The sequence below is a fragment of the Streptomyces sp. NPDC057697 genome (genome assembly GCF_042799335.1).
Lineage (GTDB): Bacteria > Actinomycetota > Actinomycetes > Streptomycetales > Streptomycetaceae > Streptomyces.
In genome coordinates this window covers 272,153-297,966 of record NZ_JBHVJA010000003.1, presented here as the reverse complement: position 1 = coordinate 297,966, position 25,814 = coordinate 272,153, and the positions used below count along the sequence as shown (strand labels likewise).

Sequence of the window (25,814 nt, the reverse complement as noted above, 5' to 3'; positions counted from 1 at the left end):
GAAGGAGTCCATCCGTGACGGAAGGCACCACCTCCACGGCCGCTGAGGGCAGCGACACCTTGACCCGCCTTGAGCAGGAGGGCGAGATCGCAGCGGACTACCTTGAGGGTCTGCTCGACATCGCCGACCTCGACGGCGACATCGACATGGATGTCGAGGCGGACCGGGCCGCGGTCTCGATCATCAGCGACTCGGCACGTGAACTGCAGAAGCTCGTGGGCCGCGACGGTGAGGTGCTGGAGGCGCTCCAGGAGCTGACGCGGCTCGCTGTGCACCGGGAGACCGGGGACCGCAGCCGGCTGATGCTGGACATCGCGGGCTTCCGGGCCAAGAAGCGGGCGGAGCTCGCCGAGCTGGGTGCCAAGGCCGCGGACGAGGTCAAGAGCACCGGCGCGCCGGTGAAGCTGGACCCGATGACGCCGTTCGAGCGCAAGGTCGTCCATGACGCGGTCGCGGCCGCCGGTCTGCGCAGCGAGTCCGAGGGCGAGGAGCCGGAGCGCTTCGTCGTCGTCCTCCCGGCCTGACCGGACCCTTAGTTCTGTCGGCCCCGTCTGTACACAGGCGGGGCCGATCTTTGTCAGCCTGATAGTCAGCCACCCACAGTGCGGTACGGAAGGACGGTTCCCGTGACGGCGGAAGTAGAGCTTCCCCAGGCGCCCCCAGGGGCGCGGACGGTTTTCGGCGACTTCTTCCCGGAGGCCGTCCGGTACGCGGAGCTGCTGGCGGACGCCGGGGTGAAGCGGGGGCTGATCGGCCCGCGCGAGGTGCCGAGGCTGTGGGAGCGGCACCTCCTGAACTGCGCGGTGCTCTCCGAGGTCGTGCCCGACGGGGTCACGGTCTGCGATGTGGGCTCGGGTGCGGGCCTTCCTGGTATCCCGCTGGCGCTGGTGCGTCCGGACCTCAAGATCACCCTGCTGGAGCCCCTGCTCCGGCGCACGAATTTCCTCCAGGAGGTCGTGGAGCTGCTGGGGCTGGACCATGTGACGGTCGTGCGTGGCCGGGCCGAGGAAGTTCTGGGCTCGCTCCAGCCGGTGCATGTGGTGACGGCTCGCGCGGTGGCGCCGCTGGACCGGCTGGCCGGTTGGGGCGTTCCGCTGCTGCGTCCGTACGGGGAGATGCTGGCGCTCAAGGGGGACACCGCCGAGGAGGAGATCGCCGGGGCGCGTGCGGCCCTGAGCAAGCTCGGTGTGGTGGAGACCGAGGTACTGCATGTCGGGGAGGGCGTTGTCGATCCGATGTCCACGGTGGTGCGTGTGGTGGTCGGTGAGAGCCCCGGCGGTGTGAGGTTCGCCGCGAAGAGGGCCAAGGCCGCGCGGACGAGCCGCACGAGGCGCCGTCGCTGAGCCCTCCGGCCGCTCTGCGGGGTGGAGCGGCCACACCGTACGGTCCGCCCGTGCGCCGACTGTCTTCCGAGGCGTTGCCGTACGTCCCCCTGCGGAGTGTCGTGCCCCTGTAGCTAGGCTGCGGGGGCATCGTGTTTCACGTGAAACGTCGCTCTCTGCTGCACGGGATCATCAACCGCGGTCGCGCGGCGACCGCCCCGCGGTATCGCAGGCCCGTTAGGGCTACGGAGTTGTCCACAGAAGTGGATTCATCCACAGAAGAGCGGGCCTCGCTGGTTCACGACCCCGAAAGCATGGCAGGCTCTGCTCATTGCGAGCCTGAAGTCGAGGAGAGTGAATCCTTGCGGTCCGACGCCAACATCGCGGGACCGATGACCGATCCGGTCCCCGGTCCCCGAACCGAATCGGCGGGGGAGGGTGTTTCACGTGAAACACCGCCGCCGATGGACGACACCCCCATCGGTCGTGCGGCCCAGCTGGCGGTCGAGGCCCTTGGCCGCGCCGGCGAGGGCCTGCCCCGTCCTGACCGGACACGCATCATGGTGGTGGCCAATCAGAAGGGTGGAGTGGGCAAGACGACCACGACGGTCAACCTTGCTGCCTCGCTCGCCCTTCATGGCGCACGCGTGCTGGTGGTCGACCTCGACCCGCAGGGGAACGCCTCTACGGCTCTGGGCATCGACCACCACGCCGAAGTCCCCTCCATCTACGACGTCCTGGTGGAGAGCCGACCGCTCTCGGAGGTGGTTCAGCCCGTACCGGACGTTGAGGGTCTCTTCTGTGCTCCCGCCACCATCGATCTCGCCGGTGCGGAGATCGAGCTGGTATCGCTGGTGGCGCGGGAGAGCCGATTGCAGCGGGCGATCCAGGCGTACGAGCAGCCGCTGGACTACATCCTCATCGACTGCCCGCCGTCGCTCGGCCTGCTGACGGTCAACGCCCTGGTGGCGGGTGCCGAGGTGCTGATCCCCATCCAGTGCGAGTACTACGCGCTGGAAGGGCTGGGACAGCTGCTGCGCAACGTGGACCTGGTGCGGGGGCATCTCAACCCCGATCTTCATGTGTCGACGATCCTGCTCACCATGTACGACGGCCGCACCAGGCTCGCTTCGCAGGTCGCGGAGGAGGTGCGCACCCACTTCGGCAAGGAGGTGCTGCGCACGAACATTCCGCGATCGGTGCGTATCTCGGAGGCACCCAGCTACGGGCAGACCGTGCTGACCTACGATCCGGGTTCCAGCGGGTCGCTGTCCTACCTCGAAGCGGCGCGTGAGATCGCCCTGCGGGGCGTCGGCGTCCACTACGAGTCCCAGCATGCCCAGCCGGGCAGCGGGAACAGCCAGCAGAACCTTTCGGAGGGGATTCAGTGAGCGAGCGTCGAAGAGGGTTGGGGCGTGGGCTGGGTGCCCTGATCCCCGCCGCTCCGCAGGAGAAGCAGGTGCCGTCCGCAGGGGTGGGACCGGCCTCCGCGGGGTCGGGCCCTGTGATGACGGCGGAGCGGGGGGTGGCCGCGGCCAAGGTGGCCGCTCTCGGGGGTGCTCCGGTCGTGCCGGAGCCGAGTGCGCCGGTCGCGGCGTCCGGGGCGGGCGCTGAGGAGGTGGGACCCGCCGGGGCGTACTTCGCCGAGATTCCGTCCGGCTCCATCACTCCGAATCCCCGCCAGCCCCGTGAGGTGTTCGACGAGGATGCCCTTGCGGAGCTGGTGACCTCCATCAAGGAGGTGGGCCTTCTCCAGCCCGTCGTCGTGCGGAAGGTGGGGCCGGAGCGCTATGAGCTCATCATGGGCGAGCGCCGCTGGCGGGCCTGCCGGAAGGCGGGGCTGGAGCGGATTCCGGCGATCGTCCGGGCCACCGATGACGAGAAGCTTCTTCTGGACGCGCTCCTGGAGAACCTGCACCGGGCTCAGCTGAATCCCTTGGAGGAGGCAGCCGCGTACGACCAGCTGCTCAAGGACTTCAAGTGCACGCATGACCAGCTGGCCGACCGGATCGGGCGGTCCCGGCCGCAGGTGTCGAACACGCTCCGTCTGCTGAGGCTGTCGGCCCCGGTACAGCGGAGGGTGGCGGCCGGAGTGCTGTCCGCCGGTCATGCGCGGGCGCTGCTCTCCGTGGACGACTCGGAGGAGCAGGACAAGCTGGCTCATCGCATTGTGGCCGAGGGGCTCTCGGTGCGTGCGGTCGAGGAGATCGTGACTCTGATGGGCTCCGATCCCAAGAGCCCCGCCAAGGCCAGGGGACCGCGAGCAGGCGGCCGGGTGTCGCCGGCCCTCTCCGATCTCGCTACCCGGCTCTCGGACCGCTTCGAGACCAGGGTGAAGGTCGACCTCGGCCAGAAGAAGGGGAAGATCGTCGTCGAGTTCGCGTCGATGGAGGATCTGGACCGCATTCTCGGCAGCCTGGCACCGGGTGAGGGGCGCGTGCTGGACCGGAGCCTCTCCGAGGATTCGGGCGAGGACGACGAGGGCTGACCCCGGCGACGGAAGCGTGCGGCGGGCTGTGTTCCGGTGGTTACCGGAACACAGCCCGCCCTTTGCTTTCTCTCGGTGTCGGCTTCATCCCTGGGTGGATACGATGCGTTCTGGTATGGCACATCCGGCTTGAGGCACCTCGGCAGGGAGGGCCATGCGATCAGTGAGCCGCAGTCGGCTGATGGCAGTGGGGCTGGGCCTGGGGGCCGTCGGAGGGTTTGTCGGCAGCCTGCTCCTCGAACGGAGCGCACTGACAGTCGCAGGCGACGCGGCGGGCGAAGGAAGCGAGGAACAGCCTTCATGGGGCGTCGGCTCGTACCCCTCACACTGGACAATCTTTCGGATCTCCCCAGACGCTGCCGCTCATGTGTCTTCTGGGAGCTCGATCCGGTCAGTGGGGAAGCTGCGGTAAAGGCGGGAAGACCCGGGCTGGAGAAAGAGGCCTGGATCTCGGCCGTTCTTCTGGAGTGGGGCTCGTGCGGCCGCGTGGTCTATGTCGACGACGTGCCGGTGGGCTTCGTGCTCTACGCGCCGCCGGCCTATGTGCCGCGTTCGACCGCGTTTCCGACCAGCCCGGTCTCCCCCGATGCCGTGCAGCTGATGACTGCCTGGATCGTGCCGGGTCACCAGGGCCAGGGACTGGGCCGGGTCATGGTGCAGGCAGTCGCCAAGGACTTGCTGCGGCGGGGGTTCAAGGCGATCGAGGCGTTCGGCGATGCCCGGTGGAAGGAGCCTGCCTGTGTGCTCCCTGCCGATCATCTGCTGGCGGTCGGCTTCAAGACCGTGCGACCGCATCCCGTTCATCCGAGGCTGAGGCTGGAGCTGCGTACGACGCTCTCCTGGAAGGAAGACGTCGAACTGGCGCTGGACCGGTTGCTGGGCGCGGTACAGAAGGAGCCGGCGCTGAGACCGCTGTGATCCATGAGCCCACGACCACGTGAAACGGGTCCATCCCCCGAGGGATGGACCCGTTTCACGTGAAACAGTGCGGTGCGGTCCTACTGGCCGATGAATCCTTCGAGGTCCCGGAGGATCGCGGCCTTCGGCTTGGCGCCGACGATGGTCTTCGCGACCTCGCCGCCCTGGTAGACGTTCAGGGTCGGGATGGACATGACGCCGTACTTGGCGGCCGTCGCGGGGTTCTCGTCGATGTTGAGCTTGACGATCTCGATCTGCTCGCCGTGCTCGGCGGCGATGGCCTCCAGCGACGGGGCGATCTGACGGCACGGGCCGCACCAGGCAGCCCAGAAGTCCACCAGGACGGGCTTCTCGCTCTTCAGGACGACCTCGTCGAAGGAGTCGTCGGTCACGTTCTTCAGGGCGCCGGCCACGGCGGCCTCCTTAACTTCTTGGGGTGTGTGGGGTGAGAGACGTGGGTCAGACGGCGGCCGCGGCGGCCTTCTCGTCGTCGGCGAGCGCAGCGAGGAAGCGCTCGGCATCGAGTGCGGCCGAGCATCCCGTTCCAGCGGCGGTGATGGCCTGACGGTAGGTGTGGTCGACGACGTCACCGGCGCCGAAGACACCGGTCAGGTTGGTACGCGTCGAGGGGGCGTCGACCTTGAGGTAACCCTCGTCGTCCAGGTCGAGCTGGCCCTTGAAGAGCTCGGTGCGCGGGTCGTGGCCCACCGCGATGAAGAGGCCGGTCACCGCGAGCTCGGACGTCTCGCCGGTCTTGGTGTTCCGAAGGGTCAGCCCGGAGAGCTTCTGGTCGCCGTGCACCCCGGCGACCTCGCTGTCCCAGGCGAACTTGATCTTCGGGTCGGCGAAGGCGCGCTCCTGCATGGCCTTGGAGGCACGCAGCGTGTCACGGCGGTGGACGATGGTGACCGACTTGGCGAAGCGGGAGAGGAAGGTCGCCTCCTCCATCGCGGTGTCGCCGCCGCCGACCACGGCGATGTCCTGGTCCTTGAAGAAGAAGCCGTCACAGGTGGCGCACCAGGAGACGCCGCGTCCGGAGAGGGCGTCCTCGTTGGGCAGGCCCAGCTTGCGGTGCTGGGAACCGGTCGTCACGATGACGGCCTTGGCGCGGTGCACCGTGCCGGCCGTGTCGGTGACCGTCTTGATGTCTCCGGTGAGGTCCACGGAGACGACGTCGTCGGGGACGAGCTCGGCGCCGAAGCGCTCGGCCTGGGCGCGCATGTTGTCCATGAGCTCAGGGCCCATGATCCCGTCCTGGAAGCCCGGGAAGTTCTCCACGTCGGTGGTGTTCATCAGCGCGCCACCTGCGGTCACAGCACCTTCGAACACCAGCGGCTTCAGCGAGGCGCGCGCGGTGTAAAGGGCGGCCGTGTAGCCCGCGGGGCCGGAGCCGATGATGATCACATTACGGACGTCGCTCACGGGTTTCTTCCTCGTCTCTGCAGACTGCCTACTGTCCACGCCTACTGGGGTCGGTTCAACGACTCTCACCCCACCCAACGGATCCTACGGGGGATGCATTCCCCGTAGTGCCGAGGCGGCGTCCGGCGCGATTCTCAGGGGCGTGCGTAGGTGCGCGTCAGGAGAAGTTCACCCTTGCCCGCGGGCTGTTCCTGGACGCAGGACGCGTCGACGACGTACGCCTGGACGCGGGTCGCGTCGGACGGATGCGGAAGGACGACGAGGAAGGCATCCGTGCCTCGGAAGGTGCCTTCTTCCACCGCGAGGGCCGGGGCATCGCGCCCGGTGCCCTGTTCCACACAGGGCGGGACGGGCACGGTGGGCGCGCGCAAGGGAGTCTGCGGCAAGTCGGCTCCGGCAGAGGTGCTCCTGGGAGTCGTCTGTGACTCACTGGACGGTGACTGCTTCTCGGTGCCCATGCCATCGGCCGACCTCGACGGCTTCGCTCCGGACCCGAGAAGAAGCGTATGCACCCGGCCTTCGAGCGTGGACTCCGAGAAGTCTCCTGCGCTGTTCCCCTCGGAGCTGGACCTCCGGTCCGCCGCCTTGACGCTCCCGGAGTCCTGGGACGGATGGATGCTCTGGAGAATGAAGACGCTCACGCCGACCACGGCTGCCCCCAGAGCGGCGCCGAGCACGGCCTTGCGGCGCTGACGCCGCAGAGGCCGGCGGCCGGGGCCGGTGGTCGCCCGGGGACGCCCCGCGGGGCGGGCCGAGGCACCGGTCTCGACATTCGGCTTCGTCGACCCCGACAGCTCTGTTTCACGTGAAACATGCGCCGAGTCCCGTGAAACAGACCTCGCTGTCGATGCGTGCGCTGCTGTGCCGGCGGGCGCCGCTTCGGCGGCGAGCGCGGCATCGATGCGGGCCGCGACATCGTCCGGCATGCGTTGCGGCACGGGGATGGTGCCGAGCAACTCGCGGATCTCCGTGAGAGAGGCGTGGACCTCGGCGCAGAGCTCGCAGCCGTCCACATGACCGCGTACCTCCGCCGCACGTGACGCGGGGAGCAGCCCCTCCGTCAGGTCGGAGATCTCCGTGACATCCGGATGCTGGGTCGTGTCGGTCGTTGATGTCATGTGCGCCCACCTCCGCCCTTCACTGCAGCAGGATCGCTTGTGCCCGCGTCTCTCGGCCCCGATGGCGGTGGGACGGACGCGCGCGGCGTCCGGTTCCTTCCTGTGGCCGTCTCATCGGCTCCCGCGACCTCGGTGCGGAGGTGGGTGAGCAGAGGAGCCAGCCGGGCCCGGCCCCGAGCACAGCGGCTCTTCACGGTGCCGGTCGGGACATCGAGGACGCGTGCCGCCTCGGCCACGGGGTAGCCCTGCATGTCCACGAGGACGAGTGCGGCCCGTTGCTCGGCGGGGAGCGTGGCCAGCGCGGCCAGCAGCTCGCGGTGGAGGTCCTGGCGCTCGGCCGGTGCTTCCGCGGACTCGTGCGGTTCGAGGAGCTGCTCGAACCGTTCGGTGTCATCGACCGGCGCGGTTCTGCGCGTGGCGGCCTTGCGGACCCGGTCCAGGCAGGCGTTGACGGTGATGCGGTGCAGCCAGGTGGTGACCGCGGACTGGCCACGGAAGGTGTGGGCGGCCCGGAAGGCGGAGACCAAGGCGTCCTGAACGGCGTCCGCGGCTTCCTCGCGGTCGCCCAGGGTCCGTATCGCCACGGCCCACAGCCGGTCGCGATGGCGCCGTACGAGCTCACCGAAGGCATCGGGGTCACCGGCCACATGGCGAGCGAGGAGGTCTGAGTCGCTGGAGTCGGGTTCTGACGATTCAGCGGCCACGCGATACCCCCTTGAATGCCTAAGAGTGACCTTGGCCCCGGGCTCTCGCGAAGTGAGTCGTCCAAGGCTTGATCAGGAAAGCGGAAAATGCCCCTGATCGGAAGACTTCATGCCAGGTGAGCGTGGACAAGCGGCTTTCGGTGTCGTGGGCTGTCGGGCGGTTGCCGTGACGAGAGTGACGCCGTAGTCAGGGGACCCCGGCCGACGGGCGAGGTCGCGGCTCTTGCGGTCCGGATCGAGGTCGGGTGCGGAAGGCGGTGCCGATACCGGGGCTGGACACGATATCAACTGACCGCCGACAGACACGCTTTCGCCGGATTCGGCGGAACCAGGAGGCCGCTGAGCGCGGCTGGTGTTCTCGCTGTCGAGTACGCGCTCCATGGCACGGGCCTGCTCGTCGGCGACGGGCTCGTGGCTGGGCAGAGGGCGATTTTGGCGAGATCCTGATCAGGTCTCCGCGGAGGTCGCCCGAGAGGCCCCGGGCCACGTCCACGGAGGGAGAACGCGTCGTGGATCGAGGACAGCGACTACGCGCGGGGGAGCCGCGGCTTCCCCGCCGCGCTGGTCATGAGGAGCCGGGGCAACTCCAGCACGAGGTGCGCGAGTTCGGCCTTCTCCGGGCAGGCGGCGGGGAGGTGTCGACCCGTGAGCAGGAGGTCAGCCCATGAATTTAACGTCGATGATGCCTTGTTTGTAGCCTGCATCGCTGTAGCGATCCGCGGGGGAATTCGGCACTTCGGTGAGCCACACGAGAACGAACCGGGTCTTTACGGGGCTCTTCGTCCGCAGTTTCGCCTCGGTGCCGTTCGTCTCGGTCGTCGCGATCTTCTTCATCGACGTCAGCGGCGTCGAAGAGTTGAGGGAGTCGGTCGCGTAGAGCGAGGCGGTGGTGTGATCCCCGCCGAATTGAAGGCTTATCGAGGCTGATGAGACGGGCTGGTCGGAGTTGAGTTCATAAACGATGCCGACGCCCTGCTTGAAGGGAGCCAATTTGGGGCCGCCTATGAAGGTCTTGGACCGCCAGTACGTCGAGCTGTCGCCGTCATACGTCAGGCGGACGTCGCCGGGGTGCTGTGCCTTTCCGTCCGGGAAGTACTCGGCCGCGTCCTTGACCGCGAGCAGCTGACTCTTGGGGGCCTTCTTGCCGGCGTCACCGTTTTCCGGGTTGGTCTGTGTGGTGCCCGGGTCACTGGAGTCCTTGTTGAGCAACGTCTCGGCGAGCTGCCAGCTGCCGAGACCCAGGGCCGCGATCAGCAGTGCGGAAACGGCCCACTTGAGGGCCTTGCCGGTGCGGCTCTGGAGCGGCGCCGGGGGCACGACCATCACGGGCTTGGCCGCGGGTGTGCCGGGGTGGGCCGGCGGGCGTCCGTAGGAGCCCTGCTGGTAGGTCGTGCGCTGGTATGCGGGCGGCGCCGTGAAGGCGGGCTCCGGCGGGCGGATGCGGGGCATCGCGGCGACGGCCTTGGCCAGTTCGTCCGGCGTGGTGCACGGCTGTTCCTGCCTGGAGGCAGTGGCGCCGTCGTTGGCGAGCGCGCGCATGGCGAGTTCGGAAAGGCCGCGATGGACGCCGGCCCGTACCTGGTCGGGGGCGATCAGCCCCACTCCCTTGGGCAGCCCGGCCAGCCCGTACGCATCGCTCTCGTATGGCCAGCGCTGGGTCAGCGCGGCGTAGAGCAGGGCGCCGATCGCCTCGGTGTCCGCCCGCTGGGGGCTGTCGGCGGTGATGCCGCGCAGGGCGGCGTTCACCGCGAGGCCGCGGATCCTGTACTGCCCGGTCGAGCTCCGAAGCACCGCACCCGGGGTCAGCCTCAGATGGGCGAGGCCCTCCCGGTGCGCCGCCGCCATGGCCTGCGAGATCTGGCTGACGAGCTGGTACGCGTCGTGCGCTTCCATCGGCCCGGAGGCCAGCAGGGAGGTGAGCTCGGTGGCGTCGGGGAGCCATTCGTGGACGACGTAGACGAGGTCGTCCTCCTCCACCGCGTCGAGGACCTGCACGAAGCGGGGGTCGCCGAGCAGCGCGGAGGAGCGGGCCGCGGCCAGCACGGAGCGGGCACGCGGATGGTCGGCGGGCAGCAGATGGACGCCGACCGCGCGGCGCAGCTTCTCGTCGACGGCGCGCCAGCTGCTGAAGCCGTCCAGACGGGTGACGCACTCCTCCAGCCGGTAGCGTCTGGCGAGTTTGTGCCCGCTGTGCAGGTCAGGGGTCGGCAGGGTGGTCTCGGAACCGGTGCGTTCACCACCTGTGTCCTGCGGCTTCGTGCCTGTGGTGTCCTGGGCTTCTGCCGTCCCGTCGGTCGTGGCCTCGTCCGCCTTGGCGGCCAGCGGCTCATCACCGCTGTTGTCGGCCACGTCGACGGCAGCCGTGCTACGTTCCGCCACCGTCGTTCCTGCCTCCCCATCCGTTGCGCGATGCCAGCCAGCTCTGCACAGTCACGCCAATTGTGCCCACACTCCGGCGCTATGCACGACACGCAAGGGGTGGAGATGGTTGTGCGATCGAAGATCCTCAGCGTCCGAGTCGTCCTCGGACCATGCCGACCATGCCGTTGATCTCCTCGATCCGCATCCGCTTGGCGGCCATGAAGAAGACCCCCAGGAGGACGGCTCCGCCGCAGATCAGAGCGGTGAGCGAACCGAAGGCGCCCTCGCCGAGGCCCAGGAGCAGGGCAAAGCTCACACCGCCGCCGAGGACCGCGGCCGGGATCGCGGCCAGGCACAGCCGGGCGTAGGTGCGGATGACATGGGAGCCGTCCAGATCCCCGCCCAGGCGGTTGCGCAGCCGTCGCCAGGCGATGCCCACGCCGACGGCGTAGGCGAGCCCGTACGAGGCGGCCATGCCCACCACTGCCCAGCGCGCGGGCAGCACCACGTAGCAGAGGGCCGAGGCCGCCGCGTTGACCGCGGCCACGATGACCGTGTTGTAGAAGGGCGTGCGGGTGTCCTCGTAGGCGTAGAAACCGCGCAGCACCACGTACTGCACGGAGTACGGGATCAGGCCGAGACCGAAGGCCATGAGGATGAAGCCCATGGAACGGGCGGCCTCGGTGCCCGCGGAGGCGTACAGGAGGGTGCACATCGGCAGGCCGAGGGCGAGGAAGGAGAAGGCCACCGGCACGATCGCGACGGCCGAGTTCCGCAGCCCCTGGGAGATGTCGTCGCGGACGGCGCCCGGGTCGTCGTCGTGGGCGGCGCGGGAGATACGGGGCAGCAGGGCCGCCATGACGGAGACGGTGATGATCGCCTGCGGCATGCCCCAGATGAGCTGGGCGTTGGAGTAGGCGAGGAAACCGGTGCCGTCCTTGCCGGACAGCTTGCCCGCCGAGGTCGCGAGCTGGGTGACGACGATCACACCGGCCTGGTTGGCCAGCACGAACAGAACGGTCCACTTGGCCAGCTTGACCGTCTTGCCGAGCCCGTGTCCCTTCCAGTCGAAGCGCGGGCGGAACCGGAACCCCGCCTCGCGCAGATACGGGACCATCGCCAGGGCCTGGACGACCAGGCCGAGCAGCGTGCCGATGCCGAGCAGCCGGACGCCCTCCGGCGGAATGGTCTGGACGCCCATCTGGGACTCGGCGGACGTTCCGTAGACCCAGATGAACATGCCGAACGTGAAGATCATGACGATGTTGTTGAGGACCGGGGTCCACATCATCGCGCCGAACTTTCCGCGGGCGTTCAGGATCTGGCCCATGACGACGTGCACGCCCATGAAGAAGATGGTCGGCAGGCAGTACCGGGCGAAGGTCACGGCGACGCTGTTGGCCGCCGCGTCATTGGCGATCGTCGGCGACATCATGTGGATCAGCCACGGAGAGGCGAGGACCGCGAGTGCGACGATCACGCCGAGCGCGACCATGACCAGTGTCAGGAGCCGGTTGGCGTAGGCCTCGCCGCCGTCCTCGTCGTCCTTCATGGACCGGACGAGCTGAGGCACGAAGACCGAGTTCAGACCGCCGCCCACGGTGAGGATGTAGATCATCGTGGGAAGGGTGTAGGCGATGGTGAAGCTGTCGCCCAGCAGCGCCGCACCGAGTGCGGCGGTCATGACGAGGGTGCGGACGAATCCGGTGAGGCGGGACACGAGCGTGCCGGCCGCCATCAGCGCGCTGGACTTCAGTATCCCGGAGGCCCGGCCGCCGGACTTGGGCGGAGCGGGCGCCGGGGCCGGCTCGGGCTCCGCGGGGACGGGGGCCGACCCCGTAGGGCCCTCCTGGTCCCGGAAGAGGTGAGCGAAGGCGTCCGGCTGCTCGTCGTCCCGGGACGCCTGACTGACGAGGTCGTCCACCCCGACGAACTGGGTGGTCGCCGGGGTGTCGCCGTACGGCAGGTGCCGCGACGGGCCGTCCGGCTCGGGCGCCGGGGCCTGCGCCCAGACCCGGGGATCGGGCGGGTACTGCGCCGCGGCGGGCTGCTGGTAGAGCGGCTGGGGCTGCTGGTACGTGCCCGGGGGCGGCGGTGGGTGCGCGGCCCGGTCGTACAGCGCCTCGCCCACCGGGTCCTGGACCGACAGGTCCTGGGCGAGGTAGGGATCGCGGTCGTAGGCGTCCTGAAGGTACGGATCGGGCGTCGGCGGAACCTGGCCGGGCCCCGGGGGCATCGGGGGCCCGCCGGAAGGCCCGGCTCCGCCCGCACCCTGACCGCGGTCACCGTCGTACGGCGCGTTCATCGAAACCCCACCTCATCGTCCCCGGCCGACCGGCCACGACAGACATCGCTCAACGTTCCACTTTCTCACCCGGGGCCGACGGCTCCCCGCTTTCCGGCCCGGTGTCCGGAGTCGGGTCACTCGGCTGCTCGGGTTCACCGCCGTCGTCGCCGGTCGAGCCGCCCGCGTTGGCGCGCTTGCGATGGGTGTACATCCTGATGCCCGCGAGGACCAGGAGCAGCAGCCCGCCCGCGATGACCAGCAGCACGGTCGGAGTGAGCTCGGAGACCTTCACGGTGAAGGTCATCTCGTCGCCGTACGGTGTGCCGTCCTCCGTGTAGAGCTGCGCCGTCATCCGTACCTGGCCGTTGACGTTGGCCGCGGCGTCGAACTTCACGGACTGGCTGTGACCGGCGCCGATCCGGATCGGCTGCTCGGCCACGGCCCCGCCGTCGTTCAGCTTGAGGCGCGTCGCGTTCTCCGACTTCAGCCGGAGGACGAGATGGTCCACGCCCTGCAACAGCCTGTTCTGCACGGTCACCGGGATGGTGGCGCTGCGGCCGGACAGGGTGACGTCCGACTTCGAGATGAGCTGGACCTCGTTGATGAGGTCCTGGAGATAGGTGCGGACCGAGTCCCGGTACTGCTGGGCCTCCAGCGGGCGGCCGCGCCAGGACGTCGACATGGACCGGTTGAGCGCGTTGCCGAAGGGGGTCACCACCCGCTCGGTCTGGGTGAGGATGACCTGGAAGCTGTTGAGCGAGACCTGGGTGGACTTGATGTCCTGGAAGGCCTGGGTGGGCAGCTCCTGGCTGCGGAGCTTCCTCGGGTACTGGGAGGTCCTGGGGACGCCGGTCGTCGCGTCCGCGTCGGGCTTCGCGCCGGCCGCGTCCACCAGCCCGAGGGGCTGGGTCCAGCGTCCGTCGTCCAGACCGTGCAGGGCGCGGGCCATCGACTGGGCCTGGGCCACGGTGGGCGTCCGCTGCGGTGCGACGACGATGCTCCGCTCCGCGTCCGTGTCCTGCTCGGTCAGGGCGAGCGTCTGGGCGAGGAACTTCTGCACCGCGAGGGTGGAGTTCCCGGCCTTCGACATGTCGCCCTGGAAGGCCGTGGAGAGCCGGGCGTCGGCGACGACCGCGGTGGTGCCTCCGCCGATCGGCCGGGCGGAGGTCGGCGTGTACGGCAGGTTCCCGGTCTCCTGGAGGCTGTCGCTGCGGGCGATCACCTTGTGGGCGCCGGCGGAGGTGGCGACATCGACGATCGACGGGTCGATCGCCCCGTCGACGGGCCAGGCGAAGTCGGTCGAGGGCTTCACATGGAGGATGGTCTGCACCGTCTTGCCGGCCACCTCGGTGGCGGTCTGCAGGTGGCTGAGGGTGCCGGAGACGTTCTTGCCGCGGTGCGCGATGGACGCCAGATCGGGGTCGGCGAACGGCAGTGCGACGACCTTCCCGTCCGACACCGCGGCTTCGAGGGCGGTGAGCCATGTCTTCGCGACGGCCTGGTTCGTCCCCGCGACGGTGGTGTCGCCGGACTTGACGCGGTAGTTCCCCGCCATCGCATCGACGCTGGCCAGCAGATCGGGGTCGATCACCCAGGTCACCGGCAGCTGGCTGCCCAGGGAGACCAGCTGTTCCAGCCGTCCGCCCGGAGCCAGCTCGGCTGCCAGGTCGTCGTCCGCGAACACGGGCGTCTGCTGATCGTCGGTGCCCGTCTCGGCGGTGACATGGGCCGAGGCGATGAGCGGCCAGAGATAGGTGAGCTTCGTCCTGGAGTCGCGCTCCTCCTCCTGCCATGGCAGGAAGGTGCGCTCGATCCCCAGCACCTGGGGGTACGGGGCCCGGGAGGTCTGCCCCGAGAGCGAGACACCGAGCTGATAGACACCGTCGTCGCCGAGGCCGAGCTTGCCGACCGGGACGGACAGCGTGAAGTCCTGGCTGATGCCGGAAGGAAGTTTCGCGATCTTCACCGTGTATTTGCCGCCGAGCGCGGCGGGGTCGCTGCCGAGCGCGTACCCGGTGCGCCTGGCCGCGGTGTCGATCTCCGTCCTGCCCAGCAGCTTGGGGCCCACCCGCAGGTCGACCGTGGCCGCCTTGATGGTGTCCCTGCCCCGGTTGGTCACGGTGCCGGAGACGGTCAGGGTGTCCCCCTTGACCGGTGCGCTCGGGGACAGCGTGTCCAGGGACACATCGACCGTCCCGGAGCCGGTGCGGGCCTTTTCGGTGCCTGCCTGCGCGGCCGGAACGGCCAGCAGCGCGGCGACGAGCGGCGCCCCGATGACCAGGGCGGCTGTGCGCCGCAGCCACCGGCGGGCAGGAGAGGGACCGATCCCCTGAATGTCTGCCGCCTCGGCCACGCGCTTACCCGTCCCTCGTCGTCGTCAGCTGGTGTCGATGCTTGTCGGTTGTTGCGTCCACGCATGGTAACGATGTGCGCGGGTGCCAAGTGCTGGGGAGTTCGCTACATGATCGGAAGAGTCTCGCAGGCGGGACGAAACCAGGGCGACCGGGCCGGTCCGGGCACGTACCCTTTTCTGTTGTGTCGAACGCCAACGAAGACAGCTCCCGTGCCCTGACCGAGGTGCAGCACCGCGCAGTCAGCGAACTGCTCCGGGTGTCCCCGGTCGCCGACGACCTCGCCCGCCGTTTCCGGGACGCCGGATTCGGTCTCGCCCTGGTCGGCGGCTCGGTCCGGGACGCGCTTCTCGGCAGGCTCGGGAACGACCTGGACTTCACGACCGACGCCCGCCCCGAGGCCGTACTGAAGATCGTCCGCCCGTGGGCCGACTCGGTCTGGGAGGTCGGGATCGCCTTCGGCACCGTGGGCGCCCAGAAGGACGGCTACCAGATCGAGGTCACCACATATCGGTCGGAGGCGTACGACCGGACCTCCCGCAAGCCCGAGGTGTCCTACGGCGACTCCATCGAGGAGGACCTCGTCCGTCGCGACTTCACCGTCAACGCGATGGCCGTGGCGCTTCCGCAGAAGGAGTTCATCGACCCGCACGGCGGGCTGGAGGACCTGGCGGAGCGCGTTCTCCGCACCCCCGGAACGCCCGAGGAGTCGTTCTCCGACGATCCGCTGCGCATGCTGCGCGCTGCCCGCTTCGCGGCTCAGCTGGACTTCGACGTGGCCCCCGAGGTGGTCGCCGCGATGACGGAGATGGCCGGGCGCATCGAGATCGTCTCCGCCGAGCGGGTCAGGGAGGAGCTCAACAAGCTGTTGCTCTCCACGCACCCCCGCAAGGGCCTGGCGTTGCTCGTCGACACCGGGCTGGCGCAGCAGGTGCTGCCCGAGCTCCCCGCGCTGCGTCTGGAAAGTGACGAGCATCACCGTCACAAGGATGTCTACGAGCATTCGCTGACCGTCCTGGAGCAGGCGATCGACCTGGAGCAGGACGGCCCCGACCTGGTTCTGCGTCTTGCGGCCCTCCTCCATGACATCGGCAAGCCGCGGACGCGGCGCTTCGAGAAGGACGGGCGCGTCTCCTTCCACCACCATGAGGTGGTGGGCGCCAAGATGGTCAAGAAGCGGATGACCGAGCTCAAGTACTCCAACGACATGGTCAAGGACGTCTCGAAGCTGGTGGAACTCCACCTGCGCTTCCACGGCTACGGCGACGGCGAGTGGACGGACTCCGCGGTCCGCCGGTACGTGCGGGATGCCGGTCCCCTGCTGGACCGGCTGCACAAGCTGACCCGCTCGGACTGCACCACTCGGAACAGGCGCAAGGCCGCCGCGCTCTCCCGGACCTACGACGGGCTGGAGGAGCGCATCGCGCAGTTGCAGGAGCAGGAGGAGCTGGACGCCATCCGCCCCGACCTGGACGGCAACGAGATCATGAAGACCCTGGGCGTCGGTCCGGGCCCGGTGATCGGCAAGGCGTACGCGTTCCTGCTGGAGCTGCGTCTGGAGCACGGGCCGATGGAGCGGGACGCGGCGGTCGAGAAGCTCAGGGAGTGGTGGGCCGCGCAGGACTGAGGCCGCCCGGGGGCGGGTCATGTTTCACGTGAAACATGACCCGCCCCCGAGTCGCACTCCGAACGGACGAGGGGCGTTGTTTCACGTGAAACAGCGCCCCTCGCCGTGCCTCGGTGGCCGAGGAGCCTCTTCGGCGCGGTCCCAGCGGGTGACCAGTACGGCGACGGTCGCGTAGAGGACCGCCACGCCGATCACCACCACGGCCGACCGCCCGTCCGGGGGCAGCATCAGGGCGGAGACCGCCGCGGCCCCTACGAAGGCGACGTTGAACAGCACGTCGTACAGCGAGAAGACCCGGCCCCGGAAGGAATCCTCCACCGAGGTCTGCACCACCGTGTCGGTGGTGATCTTCGCCCCCTGGGTGACCAGTCCGAGGACGAACGCCGCCACCAGCATCGGCGCGGGAGCGAACCACAGTCCCAGCGCGGGTTCGAGGACGGCGGCCCCCATGGCGCACATCGCCATCCAGCGCAGCCGGCCGAGCCGCCCCGCCGCCCAGGGCGTGAGCACGGCCGCCGCGAAGAAGCCCGCGCCGGAGACCCCCACGGCCAGCCCGAGAAGCGCCAGGCCCTCGGACTCGCTGTCGGTCCAGGCGTACCGGCACAGCATCAGCACCATCACGGTCAGTGCCCCGTAGCAGAAGCGCATCACGGTCATGGCGGCCAGCACCCGGCCCGCCTGCTTCCGCTCGGCCAGATGGCGCAAGCCGTCGGACAGCCCCCGTGCGGTCACCGCCAGGGCCGTGCCCAGGCCGGTCCGGTGTCCGTCCCGGTCGGGTCCGAGGAGCCCGGTGGCAAGCGTCAGGGAGACCAGCGCCGAGGCGAGATAGAGCACCGCGCCCAGCAGCACCACGGCGGCGTCGGAGTCCGCGAGGACCAGCCGCACCGCGAAGGCGAGACCGCCGCCCGCCGTGGCCGCGAGCGTTCCGGCGGTCGGTGAGAGCGAGTTGGCGAGCACCAGCCGTTCGCTGTCGACGACCCGTGGCAGCGCGGCCGAGAGACCGGCCAGGACGAAGCGGTTGACCGCGGTGACGCACAGCGCCGAGGAGTAGAAGAGCCAGTCGGGTGCGGAGCCGAGGATGAGGAGCGCCGTGCAGCAGGCGAGGACGGCACGCAGCAGGTTCCCGTACAGGAAGACCTGGCGGCGCGGCCAGCGGTCCAGCAGGGCACCGGCGAAGGGGCCGATGAGCGAGTAGGGCAGCAGCAGGACCGCCATCGCGGAGGCGATGGCTCCCGCCGAAGCCTGTTTCTCCGGGGAGAAGACGACATGGGCCGCCAGTGCCACCTGGAAGACGCCGTCGGCCGACTGGGAGAGGAGCCGTACGGCCAGCAGACGCCGGAAGTTCCGAAGGCGCAGAAGAACGCGTAGATCACCCACGACGGCCATGCGATCAAGGGTCACATACGTTGAGGGTCCCCGGGCAGATTGCCCGGGGACCCTCAACGGTGCGGAGAGGAAGGAGCGTTGCCGCTCACCGTCCGACCGCTCCGACGCGCCGTGTCCGGCTGCGTCAGTTGGAGACCTCGCCGCGGATGAACTTCTCGACGTTCTCGCGGGCCTCGTCGTCGAAGTACTGGACCGGCGGGGACTTCATGAAGTACGAGGACGCGGAGAGGATCGGGCCACCGATGCCGCGGTCCTTGGCGATCTTCGCGGCACGCACGGCGTCGATGATGACACCGGCGGAGTTCGGGGAGTCCCAGACCTCCAGCTTGTACTCCAGGTTCAGCGGAACGTCGCCGAAGGCGCGGCCCTCCAGGCGCACGTACGCCCACTTGCGGTCGTCCAGCCAGGCCACGTAGTCCGACGGGCCGATGTGGACGTTGTCCGCACCGAGCTCGCGGTCCCGGATCTGGGAGGTGACGGCCTGCGTCTTGGAGATCTTCTTGGACTCCAGGCGCTCACGCTCCAGCATGTTCTTGAAGTCCATGTTGCCGCCGACGTTCAGCTGCATCGTGCGGTCCAGGATGACGCCCCGGTCCTCGAAGAGCTTCGCCATCACGCGGTGCGTGATGGTGGCGCCGACCTGCGACTTGATGTCGTCGCCGACGATCGGCACACCGGCCTCGGTGAACTTGTCCGCCCACTCCTTGGTGCCGGCGATGAAGACCGGGAGAGCGTTGACGAACGCGACCTTGGCGTCGATGGCGCACTGCGCGTAGAACTTCGCAGCGACCTCGGAGCCGACGGGCAGGTAGCAGACGAGGACGTCGACCTTGCGGTCCTTGAGGACCTGGACGATGTCGACCGGGGCCTCGGCCGACTCCTCGATGGTCTGGCGGTAGTACTTGCCGAGACCGTCGTGGGTGTGGCCGCGCTGGACGGTGACACCGGCGTTCGGCACGTCGCAGAGCTTGATGGTGTTGTTCTCGCTGGCACCGATGGCGTCCGCGAGGTCGAGGCCGACCTTCTTCGCGTCGACGTCGAAGGCGGCGACGAACTCGACGTCCCGTACGTGGTAGTCGCCGAACTGGACGTGCATCAGACCGGGCACCTTGCCGGCCGGATCGGCGTCCTTGTAGTACTCGACGCCCTGGACCAGCGAGGCGGCGCAGTTGCCCACGCCGACGATGGCTACGCGAACCGAACCCATTCCGGTTGCTCCCTGTGTGTTTTGGATGATTCCGATGAGGGCCCCGCGGATCTGCGGGCCCTCACTCTGCGGTGTCGTCGGACGGATCCGGCGGGGTGTCACCCCGGCGCCGGGGCAGGCCGCCCGTCTCTCCTGCGGTGTTCTGCTGAGCTTCGCTCCCGGGCGAGGACCGTCGCTGATCCCGTCCCGACCGCTCGCTCTCGATGAGCTCGTTCAGCCAGCGAACTTCGCGCTCCACGGACTCCATGCCGTGTCGCTGCAGCTCAAGCGTGTAGTCGTCGAGGCGCTCGCGAGTGCGGGCCAGAGAGGCCCGCATCTTCTCCAGCCGCTCCTCCAGCCGGCTGCGCCGGCCTTCCAGGACGCGCATCCGTACCTCGTGCTCCGTCTGCCCGAAGAAGGCGAAGCGGGCTGCGAAGTGCTCGTCCTCCCAGGAGTCGGGGCCGGTGTGCGAGAGCAGCTCCTCGAAGTGCTCCTTACCTTCCGCCGTCAACCGGTAGACGATCTTGGCGCGACGCCCGGCCAGAGAGGAGGCGGGGGCGACCGCACGGCCGGTGGCGGGCGAAATATCGGCAGGAGCGGCACCCGGCTCCTCGATCAACCAGCCGTTGGCGACCAGCGTCTTGAGACAGGGGTAGAGGGTGCCGTAGCTGAAGGCGCGGAAGATCCCCAACGAGGTGTTGAGGCGCTTGCGCAGCTCATAGCCATGCATCGGGGACTCGCGGAGCAGTCCGAGAACGGCGAATTCGAGGATGCCGGAGCGTCTGCTCAACTTCGCCTCCTCCTTCACCGAGTGCTCCTGCGAAGCCCTGTGCCGGGCCGATGTACCGAGCTGATGTATCGACTCGATACATCACGACGATAGATCGGTCCCACCGATGCGACAAGGGGAGTCATCGTGAACGGCGTCACATCGAGAATTCGTAGGCACCGACTTGCGTTGTTTGGGGTGAAGTTCGGCCCTAGGAGGGTTTTGACCGTGCGTAGTCTGTGCGGCATGCAGACCACCGGGAACCGCGTGACGCACGCGCGCGTCAGTCTCCGCGGACCAGCCGGACGCATAGCGGACGAGCCTGACGCAGGGCTGGTCCGAAATTCGGGGGGACCGGATCTCAACTGCCGCTTCCAGGCGCTCTCGCCTGCCCGAGGAGTAGTCGTTCGATGAGCGAGCACCGTCGCAAAACGCCGCAACCACAAGGTGGTGGGCGTGCAGCGGCCAGACGAGCTGCCCAGCAGTCCTCAGGACGCCGCGCCGCTCCGTCACACGGAGTGACTTCCGAAACACCTTCCGACGCACCGGGCGGGGACACCCCGTACGGCGGACGCGCGGCGGCCAGACGAGCCGCCCAGCGGGGCGGCGGCCGGGGCGGCGGTGGCGGTGGTGGCGGACGTCGCCGCGGTGGCGGCGATGACGCCGAGGGCCCCGGCAGGGGGCGTGGCCGTGCGGGCCAGCGGCCTGTCAAGAAACGCTTCATCGACTACCCGCGCGCCGGGAAGTACGGCGCGCGGCGCTGGGTGCCGTCGTGGAAGCTGGTCTCCGGCCTCTGCATCGGCTTCCTCGGTGTGCTGATGGGCATCGGCGGGATCGCGTACGCGATGGTGGGCCTGCCCAACGTGAACGAGGCCGCGAAGGCGCAGAACAACGTCTACCTCTGGGACGACGGCTCGCAGATGGTCGCCACCGGTGGTGAGGTCAACCGCCAGATCATCAGCTTCGAGCAGATCCCCGACGCCATGCGCAACGCCGTGATCTCCGCCGAGAACAAGTCCTTCGAGCACGACCGGGGCATCGACCCCATGGGCATCGGCCGCGCTCTGTTCAACATGGCGACCGGCGGCGAGACCCAGGGTGGTTCGACGATCACCCAGCAGTACGTGAAGAACTCTCGTCTCTCCCAGGAACAGACCCTGAGCCGGAAGTTCCAGGAACTCTTCATCACGCTCAAGGTCACCAACAAGATGAAGAAGAACGAGATCATCCGGGACTACCTCAACGTCTCGTACTACGGACGAGGCGCTTCGGGGATCCAGGCGGCGGCCCGTACGTACTACGGCAAGGACGCCGTGGATCTGAATCCGAGCGAGTGCGCGTTCCTGGCCACGCTGCTCAAGGGCGCGTCCTACTACGACCCGGCGGGCGCCACCGACGTCGATGCCAAGCAGGCGACGGCGAAGCTCAACACCGCGCGGGCCAAGAAGCGCTGGAGTTGGATCCTCGACGAAGAGGTGAAGGACGGACGCCTTTCGAAGGCGGAGCGGGACAAGTACACCAAGTTCCCCGACCCCCTCCCGCCGAAGAAGAACGCCCAGCTCGGCGGCCAGACCGGATATCTGGTCGACCTGGCCAAGAAGTACTTCCTCAACAACACCCCCGGTGTCACCGCGGAGATGCTGGCCCAGGGCGGCTACCAGATCCACACCACCTTCAACAAGAAGAAGGTGAAGGAGCTCGACGCCGCGGTCCAGAAGGTCTACGACAACAAGATCAAGCCGAAGGAGCGCCCCGGTACGGACACCCACGTCCAGTTCGGCGGCGGCTCGGTGGATCCCAAGACCGGGGCCATCGTGGCGATCTACGGCGGCCAGGACGCGACCAAGCACTTCACCAACAACGCCGACCCGACCGGTGCGCAGGTCGGCTCGACCTTCAAGCCGTTCGTACTGGCGGCGGCGATGGAGTACGGCAAGCGGGACCCCTCGCTCGGGCCGGACCAGGGGCCTTCGGAGCGCACGCCGGTCTCGCCGCTCAGCATCTACAACGGCGACGACCGGCTGAAGATCAAGAAGTACGACGGCGACATCTGGATGGACGAGAACGGCAAGGAGTGGCTCCAGGCCAACGACGGCCATGAGTCGAAGGGCAACATCACCCTCCGCGAGGCCATGCGGGTCTCCGCCAACTCCCCGTACGTGCAGCTCGGCATGGACGTCGGCACCGACAAGGTGAAGGACGTCGCCATGGCCGCGGGGCTCAAGGACGACGACCAGATGGCCGATTCGCACGTGCCGTCGTTCTCCATCGGTACGTCCTCGCCCAGCGCGATCCGTATGGCCGGCGCGTACGCGACGTTCGCCGACAGCGGTATGCAGCGCGAGCCCTACTCGGTCTCCGAGGTGAAGCACGAGGGCAAGGTGGTCTACCAGCACAAGGACGACGTCAAGCAGCGCGCCTTCTCCCCCGCGATCGCCGACAACGTCACCGATGTCCTGAAGAACGTCGTCGATAAGGGAACCGGTACCCCCGCGCAGCTCCCCGGCCGCGACGTGGCGGGCAAGACCGGTACGACGGACGACAACAAGTCGGCCTGGTTCGTCGGCTACACGCCCCAGCTGTCCACGGCCATCAGCATGTACCGGCTCGACGACGACGCGTCGAACAAGGACCGCAAGTTCGAGAAGATGTACGGCACGGGTGGCGAGAAGACGATCCACGGTGCGTCGTTCCCGGCCCAGATCTGGCACGACTACATGGCGGGAGCGCTGAAGGGGCAGCCGGTCCTGACCTTCCCGAAGCCGGAGCCGATCGGCGACAAGGTCTACGGCGGCGGCGCGCAGAGCCCCAAGCCGACGCCGACCGAGACGACACCGCCGCCGCCGACCGAAACGGCGACCAAGCCGCCCTCGGACGACAACACCCCGCCGCCGCCCGACCCCGGCGAGACCTGCGGTACGTGGGACTGGGACTGCCAGCACAACAACGGCGGGAACAGCGAGGGGGCGAACGGCGGAGACGACGGTGGTACCGGCGGCCCTCCCCCGACGACCGAGCCACCGACCGGCGGGAACGCGAACGGCGGGAACGGCGGCAACGGAGGGAACGGCGGCAACGGCGGAAACGGAGGGAACGGGACCGGCGGCGACGGAGGGTTCATCGCGGGACCGGCCGGATAACGTCCGCCCGGCCCGACCGGCCGATCCATGACGAGGGCCGTCGCACCACCCGGTGCGGCGGCCCTCGCCGTTTCCACAGTCCCGTACGGCAGGATGAGCGGCATGCCAAGCGCAGAAGACACGAGCGTGCACCAGCACCAGGAGCAGTCCGTCGTGCGGCCCACGGACCAGGACGAGGTCGCCGCGGCCGGCAGCGAGCTGATCGGCGGGCGCTCGGGGCGCTGGACACGGCTCGGCGGCGGGACGCTCACCCCCGTGGCCGTCGTCGCCCTGGTGGCCCTCGGCATGTTCGCGCTGGGCATGGTGCAGAAGCTGCCCTGCTACAACTGGGCGTGGTTCAGGGGGGCGGGTTCGCAGTACACGCACGCCTGCTACTCGGACATCCCGCACCTCTTCGCCGCGCGTGGGTTCTCCGACGGCCTCGTGCCGTACTTCGACCGGCTGCCCGGCGACATGCAGTACCTGGAGTACCCCGTTCTGACGGGCGTGTTCATGCAGGTCGCCTCCTGGCTGACGCCGGGAGGGGCCCTCCAGCACCGCGAGCAGATGTACTGGATGGCCAACGCGGGCATGCTGATGATCTGCGCCGTGATCATCGCCGTCTGTGTCGCCCGTACGCACCGGCGCCGCCCCTGGGACGGGCTGCTGGTCGCCCTCGCACCGGCCTTCGCGCTCACCGCGACGATCAACTGGGACCTGCTGGCCGTCGCGCTGACGGCCGCGGCGATGCTCATGTGGTCCCGGGGACGGGCGCTGGCCTTCGGCGTCCTCATCGGCCTCGCCACGGCCGCCAAGCTGTATCCCGTGTTCCTGCTGGGGCCGGTGTTCGTGCTGTGCTGGCGGGCGGGCAAGTGGCGCGAGTTCGGCATGGCGACGCTGGGGGCGGCGGTGTCCTGGCTGGTGGTGAACCTGCCGGTGATGGCCCTCGCGCCCGAGGGCTGGAAGAAGTTCTACACGTTCAGCGAGGAACGCGGCATCGACTTCGGCTCCTTCTGGCTGATCATCACCCAGCGCACCGGCGAGGCCATCGACGTCCCCACCGTCAACACCGTCTCGACCCTGACGACGGTGCTGCTGTGCGCCGCCATCGGCGCGCTCACCCTGACGGCGCCCCGCAGGCCCCGCTTCGCGCAGCTCGCCTTCCTCGTCGTCGCGGCGTTCATCCTGGTCAACAAGGTCTACTCGCCGCAGTACGTGCTGTGGCTGATCCCCCTGGCCGTCCTGGCCCGGCCGCGCTGGCGCGACTTCCTGATCTGGCAGGCGTGCGAGGTCCTCTACTTCCTGGGGATCTGGATGTACCTCGCGTACACGACGAGCGGGGACAAGCACCAGGGGCTGCCCACGGAGGGCTACCAGCTGGCGATCGCCCTGCACCTGCTGGGCACGCTGTACCTCTGCGCCGTGGTCGTACGGGACGTCCTGATGCCGGAACGGGACGTCGTACGGCGCGACGGGTCGGACGATCCGTCCGGCGGGGTGCTCGACGGGGCCCCGGACGCGTTCGTGCTGGGCCGGGCGGCACATCCGCCGCAGCACGCCCACCCGGCGACGGCGGGGCCGCGGGTGGAGTGGGGCGCGGAGAGCGTGCCGGTCGCCGACTGAGAACCGGGCCTCTCCCGAAGGGAGAGGCCCGGTGCCGTCGCGGGCCCGTGTGCGATCGGGGCCGGACCGGTCCTACCGGTCGACGAGACGGTCGAACTGGGTGGTCGTGTGGCGCAGATGGGCCACCAGCTCGTCGCCGACCTTCGGCTCCTGGGCGTCCGCCGGGACGAACAGGATCGACACCTGCATGTGCGGCGGCTCGGCGAACCAGCGCTGCTTGCCCGCCCAGACGAACGGCGACAGATTGCGGTTGACGGTGGCCAGACCCGCGCGGGCGACCCCCTTGGCGCGCGGCATCACACCGTGCAGGGCCTTCGGGGCCTCCAGGCCCACGCCGTGCGACGTACCGCCGGCGACGACCACCAGCCAGCCGTCCGAGGCGGCCTTCTGCTGGCGGTAGCCGAAGCGGTCGCCCTTGGCCACGCGCGTGACGTCCAGGACGGCGCCCCGGTACTCCGTCGCCTCGTGGTCGCCGAGCCAGAGGCGGGTACCGATGCGGGCGCGGAAACGGGTCTGCGGGAACTGCTGCTGGAGCCGGCCCAGCTCCTTGGCGCCCAGGTGGCTGACGAACATGGTGTGCAGCGGCAGCCGGGCCGCGCGCAGCCGGTCCATCCAGCCGATGACCTCCTCGACCGCGTCCGAACCGTCCGTGCGGTCCAGCGGGAGGTGCAGGGCGAAGCCTTCGAGCCGTACGTCCTCGATGGCGGCGTGCAGCTGCCCGAGCTCCTCCTCCTTGACGCCGTGGCGCTTCATCGAGCTCATGCACTCGATGACGACCCGGGCGCCCACCAGGGCGTGCACGCCGTCCACGGAGGAGACGGACCGGACGACCCGGTCGGGCAGCGGCACCGGCTCCTCGCCCCGGCGGAACGGGGTGAGGACCAGGAGGTCGCCGCTGAACCAGTCCTTGATGCGGGCCGCCTCGTAGGTGGTCCCGACGGCGAGCATGTCGGAGCCGAAGCGGATGGCCTCGTCGGCCAGCCGCTCGTGGCCGAAGCCGTATCCGTTGCCCTTGCAGACCGGTACGAGACCGGGGAACTGGTCGAGGACGGATTTCTGGTGCGCCCGCCAGCGCGCGGTGTCGACGTAGAGGGAGAGCGCCATGGCCGGTCCGGAACCCTTCTGGTGGCTGC

General features: G+C 69.0%; 19 protein-coding genes. 8 read left to right on the top strand and 11 right to left on the bottom strand.

Translation table 11 applies throughout. The features are described 5' to 3' along the window. The first annotated feature begins 14 nt into the window (after nt 1-14). The 5 genes from ACFVFH_RS11120 (at nt 15) to ACFVFH_RS11100 (ending at nt 4,728) form a co-directional block, all read left to right on the top strand. Nucleotides 15-524 (top strand): protein jag, encoded by a 510-nt coding sequence (locus tag ACFVFH_RS11120; RefSeq protein ID WP_383765959.1) that lies wholly within the window; start codon nt 15-17, stop codon nt 522-524. Between the two features lie 102 nt (nt 525-626). Continuing rightward, the gene (gene rsmG / locus ACFVFH_RS11115) at nt 627-1,343 is read left to right on the top strand and encodes a 16S rRNA (guanine(527)-N(7))-methyltransferase RsmG (protein ID WP_383765958.1); all 717 of its coding nucleotides are present in this window, start codon (nt 627-629) and stop codon (nt 1,341-1,343) included. Between the two features lie 293 nt (nt 1,344-1,636). Further along, on the top strand, nt 1,637-2,713 hold the full coding sequence (locus ACFVFH_RS11110) for a ParA family protein (protein ID WP_383766772.1): 1,077 nt from the start codon (nt 1,637-1,639) through the stop codon (nt 2,711-2,713). Continuing rightward, nucleotides 2,710-3,810 carry a ParB/RepB/Spo0J family partition protein gene (locus tag ACFVFH_RS11105; RefSeq protein ID WP_383765956.1) on the top strand — a complete coding sequence of 367 codons (1,101 nt, stop codon included), beginning with the start codon at nt 2,710-2,712 and terminating at the stop codon, nt 3,808-3,810. Before ACFVFH_RS11110 ends, ACFVFH_RS11105 begins: the two co-directional genes overlap by 4 nt. 300 nt (nt 3,811-4,110) lie before the next feature. Next, nucleotides 4,111-4,728: a GNAT family N-acetyltransferase gene (locus ACFVFH_RS11100; protein ID WP_383208663.1), complete on the top strand. Its 618-nt coding sequence runs from the start codon at nt 4,111-4,113 to the stop codon at nt 4,726-4,728. Between the two features lie 80 nt (nt 4,729-4,808). Here ACFVFH_RS11100 and trxA read toward each other — a convergent pair whose 3' ends face one another. The 7 genes from trxA to ACFVFH_RS11065 form a co-directional block, all read right to left on the bottom strand. After that, entirely contained in the window at nt 4,809-5,141 is a 333-nt protein-coding gene (gene trxA / locus ACFVFH_RS11095) for a thioredoxin (RefSeq protein WP_383765954.1), read from the bottom strand. 46 nt (nt 5,142-5,187) lie between these two features. Then, nucleotides 5,188-6,150, bottom strand: a complete 963-nt coding sequence (trxB, locus tag ACFVFH_RS11090; protein ID WP_329196656.1) for a thioredoxin-disulfide reductase — start codon at nt 6,148-6,150, stop codon at nt 5,188-5,190. Nucleotides 6,151-6,284: 134 nt separating this feature from the next. Further along, on the bottom strand, nt 6,285-7,268 hold the full coding sequence (locus tag ACFVFH_RS11085; RefSeq protein ID WP_383765952.1) for a hypothetical protein: 984 nt from the start codon (nt 7,266-7,268) through the stop codon (nt 6,285-6,287). Continuing rightward, the gene (gene sigM, locus ACFVFH_RS11080) at nt 7,265-7,972 is read right to left on the bottom strand and encodes an RNA polymerase sigma factor SigM (RefSeq protein WP_383765951.1); all 708 of its coding nucleotides are present in this window, start codon (nt 7,970-7,972) and stop codon (nt 7,265-7,267) included. Before sigM ends, ACFVFH_RS11085 begins: the two co-directional genes overlap by 4 nt. A 657-nt stretch (nt 7,973-8,629) precedes the next feature. Next, nucleotides 8,630-10,351 (bottom strand): serine/threonine protein kinase, encoded by a 1,722-nt coding sequence (locus tag ACFVFH_RS11075; RefSeq protein ID WP_383765949.1) that lies wholly within the window; start codon nt 10,349-10,351, stop codon nt 8,630-8,632. A 127-nt stretch (nt 10,352-10,478) separates the two neighbouring features. Continuing rightward, nucleotides 10,479-12,638, bottom strand: coding sequence for a murein biosynthesis integral membrane protein MurJ (gene murJ / locus ACFVFH_RS11070; RefSeq protein ID WP_383765948.1), 2,160 nt, complete (start codon nt 12,636-12,638; stop codon nt 10,479-10,481). Between the two features lie 49 nt (nt 12,639-12,687). Further along, nucleotides 12,688-14,973 (bottom strand): DUF6049 family protein, encoded by a 2,286-nt coding sequence (locus tag ACFVFH_RS11065; protein WP_383765946.1) that lies wholly within the window; start codon nt 14,971-14,973, stop codon nt 12,688-12,690. Between the two features lie 182 nt (nt 14,974-15,155). Here ACFVFH_RS11065 and ACFVFH_RS11060 point away from each other — a divergent pair, with 182 nt between their 5' ends. Then, on the top strand, nt 15,156-16,598 hold the full coding sequence (locus ACFVFH_RS11060) for a CCA tRNA nucleotidyltransferase (protein ID WP_383765944.1): 1,443 nt from the start codon (nt 15,156-15,158) through the stop codon (nt 16,596-16,598). Nucleotides 16,599-16,679: 81 nt separating this feature from the next. Here ACFVFH_RS11060 and ACFVFH_RS11055 read toward each other — a convergent pair whose 3' ends face one another. The 3 genes from ACFVFH_RS11055 to ACFVFH_RS11045 form a co-directional block, all read right to left on the bottom strand. Continuing rightward, nucleotides 16,680-17,984 carry an MFS transporter gene (locus ACFVFH_RS11055; RefSeq protein ID WP_383765943.1) on the bottom strand — a complete coding sequence of 435 codons (1,305 nt, stop codon included), beginning with the start codon at nt 17,982-17,984 and terminating at the stop codon, nt 16,680-16,682. A gap of 124 nt (nt 17,985-18,108) precedes the next feature. Beyond that, on the bottom strand, nt 18,109-19,191 hold the full coding sequence (locus ACFVFH_RS11050) for an inositol-3-phosphate synthase (protein ID WP_266731319.1): 1,083 nt from the start codon (nt 19,189-19,191) through the stop codon (nt 18,109-18,111). A 61-nt stretch (nt 19,192-19,252) separates the two neighbouring features. Continuing rightward, entirely contained in the window at nt 19,253-19,960 is a 708-nt protein-coding gene (locus ACFVFH_RS11045) for a helix-turn-helix transcriptional regulator (protein ID WP_383765941.1), read from the bottom strand. Nucleotides 19,961-20,349: 389 nt separating this feature from the next. Between ACFVFH_RS11045 and ACFVFH_RS11040 the strand changes: the two genes are divergently transcribed. Together ACFVFH_RS11040 and ACFVFH_RS11035 are read left to right on the top strand one after the other, a co-directional pair. After that, on the top strand, nt 20,350-23,079 hold the full coding sequence (locus ACFVFH_RS11040) for a transglycosylase domain-containing protein (protein WP_383765939.1): 2,730 nt from the start codon (nt 20,350-20,352) through the stop codon (nt 23,077-23,079). Between the two features lie 102 nt (nt 23,080-23,181). Next, a complete protein-coding gene (locus tag ACFVFH_RS11035) occupies nt 23,182-24,681 on the top strand; it encodes a glycosyltransferase family 87 protein (protein ID WP_383765938.1) in 1,500 nt (499 codons plus the stop codon). A gap of 72 nt (nt 24,682-24,753) precedes the next feature. On the opposite strand, the gene ACFVFH_RS11030 is transcribed toward ACFVFH_RS11035, so the two are convergent. After that, nucleotides 24,754-25,785, bottom strand: coding sequence for an alanine racemase (locus tag ACFVFH_RS11030; protein ID WP_383765937.1), 1,032 nt, complete (start codon nt 25,783-25,785; stop codon nt 24,754-24,756). Nucleotides 25,786-25,814: the final 29 nt, after the last annotated feature.